This is a genomic window from Paenibacillus dendritiformis, from assembly GCF_015845845.1.
GTDB lineage: Bacteria > Bacillota > Bacilli > Paenibacillales > Paenibacillaceae > Paenibacillus_B > Paenibacillus_B dendritiformis_C.
This window is the reverse complement of the sequence record NZ_LDIG01000177.1, coordinates 1-4,986: the sequence shown is the minus strand read 5'-3', so window position 1 is coordinate 4,986 and position 4,986 is coordinate 1. Positions and strand designations below refer to the sequence as shown.

Sequence of the window (4,986 nt, the reverse complement as noted above, 5' to 3'; positions counted from 1 at the left end):
ATAAACACTTCAAGAAAATGTAAATCTAAAAAAGCTGACAGTACCCCTATGCAGCTCCAAGCTGTGTTTGAATTTGAGCGAGAGCTACTCCGGATAGAGCTTGTTTATAAACATATTCAATCCAATGTTGCTTTTTTTCTCGTCGATATTGGTGCAATCCATCCAAAAGATAGCCTTGCCCGCTGTAAATACAGCACATCGAAACAAAAGAGAGTAGCGCCCAGTAGCGATCGATCGCTTTCGTAGATCGAACCTGATATCGATCCAAGCCGAGGTGGACTTTCGCCGTTCGAAAATACGTTTCAATCGACCATCGCTTGCTATAATAGCTCAGAATTTGCTTGTTGGTTAGAGAAACATCTGTACTTAGAAAAGCTTTCACCTGCTTAGGGTTCAGTTCTTCTCCTTCTTTCCAGCAGAAAAGAACGACTCCATTATCAAGCAAATTGAGCTTTCCTTCGTATCGATAAACGCGATAAGAGTCTTCTCCGATGGTCACGAGATCGGTATCAGACTTCGACATAAACGAAGCAAATTCTTTAATCGATTGGCGAATCCCTTGTGGGTAAATGATGCGATTGGTCTTCAGACCGCTAATGACATGGAATCCTTGCTCGCTACTCACCTGAAGAACAGAGGCTGAAGGATACCACGAATCCATTAATACGTACGTTTGGTGATGGGACCTGGGCACTTGCCGGATCATGTCACAAGCCAGATCAATCTTGCTCTTGCTTTTGGATTCATAGCGTTCTGTTGCAAAGGGATATACTATATCACCCGCCCGTAGCATGGCTTCCACTACAGCATGACCATAGACCTTCTTTCCCTTGAGATGAGAGTGGTGAAAGGCTGAGCCCTGGATCGAGTCAACCGCCCGTGACGAAGGTTTGGTTTTTTCACACACCGTATCATCTACAATGACAAAGATAGGACTGTTATTGTGCTTAGCGCTGTATTTGACTTGCTGATAGGCGATATTACGTACGATTTGCTTCAGGAACTGTTCATCCCACTTCCCATGGGATAAAAAATGACTTAAGCTTCTGCGATCCCGATGATGCAAGCTTTCACGATGTATGTCTGTTAAGGTACCTGTAAATCCAGATGACAACATGCCATCTACAAAGTGAGTGATGTGATTAAGGACAGATTTGGAAAAATACAACGGGAGTTTCCATTGCCGAAAGATATTGTTCCAATGGCGATGCTGTGTTAACGTATACGTATGAGACATTTCTTGATCTCCTCTGCGTAGAGTGGTTGGTCGCACTTCTATTTTACACAGAGAGTCAAGGGTGTCTCTTTTTCTGCTATTTAATTACAGCGAATTTGGGCAAGTACAGTTCTTTAATTAACTTTTTGATATCATTAGGGTCATGCTGACCATCCCCATCAAACTGTATAACATAATCATAATTTTTTTCTGATGCATATTTTAATCCGGTCAATATTGCCCCACTATATCCAAGGTTGCAACATAATGAAATAACATCATACCCCTTACTCCGCACTACATTTTCAGTATCATCTTTCGAACAGTCATTTATTGCCAAAAATATCAACATCTTGTACTAAAGAGGATATTCCGTCTAGTACAGAAATTATGTTTTTTGATTCATTATAAGCTGGAATAACGACCAAGCACCGCAATTTAATTATTCCTCCGATTCATAATAATAATTGTTTTCTGAATTAATCAACAAGGGTGAATTATTATCCTTATCAGATAATATAGGAGTTCTTGTCGGCCAAGTAATCCCTAACGAAGGATCATTCCAATAAATTCCTCGTTCGTGCTCGGGAGAATATGTTTCATCTACTTTATACACTACAATTGTATTCGGTGCTAATGTGCAATAACCATGTGCAAACCCCTTTGGAATTAATAGCTGTCTATTGTTTTGATCATTAAGTTCGACTCCAACCCATTGTCCATACGTTGGGGAATTTTTACGGATGTCCACAGCTACATCATAGATTTCCCCTGATACAACATAAACTAATTTTGTTTGGGCTTTTGGGTTAATTTGATAGTGCAGTCCTCGCAGCACCCCAACCTCATTTGATACAGAACAGTTATCTTGAACAAAATGATAATTAATTAAATGATCTCTAAATTTAGATACACTATAACTCTCTATGAATATTCCTCGATGATCTCGATATCCTTGCTGCTCAATGATGCGAAGACCTTTTAATTTCGTTTCAATTACTTTCATGATTCACCCTCCAAAAAACGTACTATATCCGGATGAAATATAAATTTCTAGTTTGTGTATTGTTTCTTCTTGAAGGTCCAGTATTTGTTAAAAGTAAAATTGGAAATCGGAACTATGATAACTGTTACAATTTGAGCAACAAGATACCAAATACTGAATAAATGAACGAATATATACATAGTTAACATGTTTAAACACAATCCACTTAACGACACGGTAATATACTTAAAAAAAGTACTAAGATTATTATTATTAAAAGTCCATTTAAGATTTATAAAATATGAGATGATTAACGAAAGGGTGAATCCCATGATAGATGCTAAATACGGTGACATACTACAATACTCGACAAGTACAACTAATGTACCAGTATGAATTACTGTTCCAACAATTCCTACCAAGCCATACTTAATGAATTGGTTGAATTTCTTGAATACCTTTATGATCCTTATCCTACTTTGCGTATTCATCATGGTTTATTTATGCCTTTACCCTGCATGTAGTATTTAATATGTATCTCCACGTATCTTTACACATCTCATCAATATTTCTTCTAGCCACCCAACCTAAAACCTTCTCCGCTTTACTAGTATCAGCATAACATTCCGCAATATCTCCGTCTCGTCGGCCTACAATTCGATAATTGATTTTTTTTCCACTTGCTTTTTCAAAAGATTTAATTATTTGAAGTACACTGTAACCTACACCTGTACCAAGATTAACAGTATCTATTCCAGTTGAGGATAATACATATTCAAGAGCTTTAATATGACCTAGACTTAAATCGACAACATGCAGATAATCGCGAACTCCAGTTCCATCGAACGTATTATAGTCATTACCAAATACATTTACAAAATCCAATTCACCTATAGCAACTTTTGCTATATAAGGCAATAAGTTATTTGGAATTCCGACAGGGTTTTCTCCTATTATTCCGCTAGTATGAGCACCGATCGGATTGAAATACCGCAATAAACAAATGCTCCATCCCCTATCAGATGTATATATATCTTGCAAGATATTTTCTATCACCAATTTCGTATATCCATAAGGATTTGTTGTTTGTGTAGCTGAATCCTCTGTTATTGGTAGCTTTTCCGGGTTTCCATAAACTGTAGCAGAGGAACTGAATACTATTTTCTTCACATCAAACTTTTTCATTACTTCGCACAACACAAGTGTACTCATTATGTTAACTTGGTAATATTTTAAAGGGTTACTTACTGATTCCCCGACCGATTTTAACCCAGCAAAATGTATTACCGCCTCAATTGGATGAACATTAAAGATATTTTCAAGTAATGTTTTATCTTCAACATTCCCTCTATAAAAAGGGAATGTTTTGTCTGTAATTTTTTTTATTTTATCAATAGTATCTGGAGTCGAATTACTGAAATTGTCTACAACAACAATCTCGTAACCAGAATTCAGCAATTCTACACATGTATGACTGCCAATATATCCCGTTCCTCCTGTAACCAATATCGCCATAACCCTCATCCTTCTTTCATATCTATACTTTTTGTTTTTTGTTCATTACGATACTCACTAATGAAATTCATACAAACCAACAAAATAATAGGAGCAATCAATATATTAGAGTATACATAACGAAGATGCTGTGCTGGAATCGTCAACATTAATCCAGCAGTATTGAGTAGGGCTGGAAGTGTAGATAAGAATAAGATACTTTTCCTTTTAAACAAGAATATAAACATCCCGCCAACAATAATATATAATTGAATACCCCCCCTCCATAGGAACCAGTTATATTCCCTTCGTTCAGTAAATTCAATAAATTTATTTACATTTTCTCTATACGATTTAGTATTTTCGTTACTTTTCAAGCCTAAATTATTTGGATCTATTCCTCTTTGAGTGGTATAAGTATGAGAATCTTCTGGTTGTACAACTTCCCATATTATTGATGTCAATTTAATTTGATGTTTTACAAATATCCACGGATCTTGCTTTAGAACATGGAACCATATTTTAAAACATCAGCTGTATGAAGCTGTAATTTTTCTCTATTAATTTGAGAGTCATGAATTAACGGATCCACACTATGGGGATTATAATGCTTTTTCCATTCCTCTATTGGATAAATGTCATTTAATTTCGCGGATCATGCTTTCATCTTCAAACAAAAGATGACGAATTTCGCCATTTTCAACCCCTTTTTAGAGCCGGAAACGTTTCTTCGACAAACTGTTGTTGTTTAACAGGGTCTGCAGCGGCAAGCGTATACGTCGGTTTCGTATAGCTCATGCCCATATGTTCCATCATCTTCGAAACGCCGCGCAGCGAATAGGTACATCCATACGTACGCTCAATGTAGTCTGCTATCAGTTGCAACGTCCAATTGAATTTGGCGGTGAATCCAACGTCTGCTGGCACCTGGTTCACAATGACTTGCTTCAATGCGTCCCGCTGTTCTTTCGTCAGGCGTGGGGATCGCCCGGGAGAGAATTGCATGGCCAAGCCCGACAACCCTTCTTTTTCATAGGCGCGGATGTAAAGGCGAATAGTTTTCTCCGAACGACAGATGATCGTGGCAATCTCGCGTACAGACTTGCCCATTAATCGTAAACGTACGGTTTGAAGTCGCTCGTACATGCGGCGATCCTTCGTCGTTCTTATTCGTTCTTCAACTGCAGCCAGCGCTTCCTTGTTATCCATCTCATTCACCGCCTCATTCAGGGTATTTCTGAATTCGACAATGATGGGACAAAACCCTCCTGTTATGGAAGTTCAATAGTTT

The 4,986-nt window shown here is 37.7% G+C and carries 7 protein-coding genes; all 7 read right to left on the bottom strand.

Going from position 1 to position 4,986, the window contains the following annotated elements; translation table 11 throughout:
* Positions 1-46: 46 nt before the first annotated feature.
* Positions 47-1,237 carry an IS701 family transposase gene (locus tag ABD76_RS18580; protein ID WP_197254446.1) on the bottom strand — a complete coding sequence of 397 codons (1,191 nt, stop codon included), beginning with the start codon at positions 1,235-1,237 and terminating at the stop codon, positions 47-49.
* A 76-nt stretch (positions 1,238-1,313) separates the two neighbouring features.
* Positions 1,314-1,556 carry a glycosyltransferase gene (locus ABD76_RS18575; RefSeq protein ID WP_197258678.1) on the bottom strand — a complete coding sequence of 81 codons (243 nt, stop codon included), beginning with the start codon at positions 1,554-1,556 and terminating at the stop codon, positions 1,314-1,316.
* Between the two features lie 102 nt (positions 1,557-1,658).
* A complete protein-coding gene (gene rfbC / locus ABD76_RS18570) occupies positions 1,659-2,222 on the bottom strand; it encodes a dTDP-4-dehydrorhamnose 3,5-epimerase (protein ID WP_197258677.1) in 564 nt (187 codons plus the stop codon).
* Between the two features lie 47 nt (positions 2,223-2,269).
* A complete protein-coding gene (locus ABD76_RS30995; protein WP_420901957.1) occupies positions 2,270-2,692 on the bottom strand; it encodes a GtrA family protein in 423 nt (140 codons plus the stop codon).
* A 10-nt stretch (positions 2,693-2,702) separates the two neighbouring features.
* On the bottom strand, positions 2,703-3,716 hold the full coding sequence (gene galE / locus ABD76_RS18560) for a UDP-glucose 4-epimerase GalE (protein ID WP_197258675.1): 1,014 nt from the start codon (positions 3,714-3,716) through the stop codon (positions 2,703-2,705).
* Positions 3,717-3,721: 5 nt separating this feature from the next.
* Positions 3,722-4,159 (bottom strand): hypothetical protein, encoded by a 438-nt coding sequence (locus ABD76_RS18555; RefSeq protein WP_197258674.1) that lies wholly within the window; start codon positions 4,157-4,159, stop codon positions 3,722-3,724.
* 235 nt (positions 4,160-4,394) lie between these two features.
* Positions 4,395-4,904, bottom strand: coding sequence for an IS630 family transposase (locus ABD76_RS18550; protein WP_197258673.1), 510 nt, complete (start codon positions 4,902-4,904; stop codon positions 4,395-4,397).
* Between the last annotated feature and the right edge of the window lie 82 nt (positions 4,905-4,986).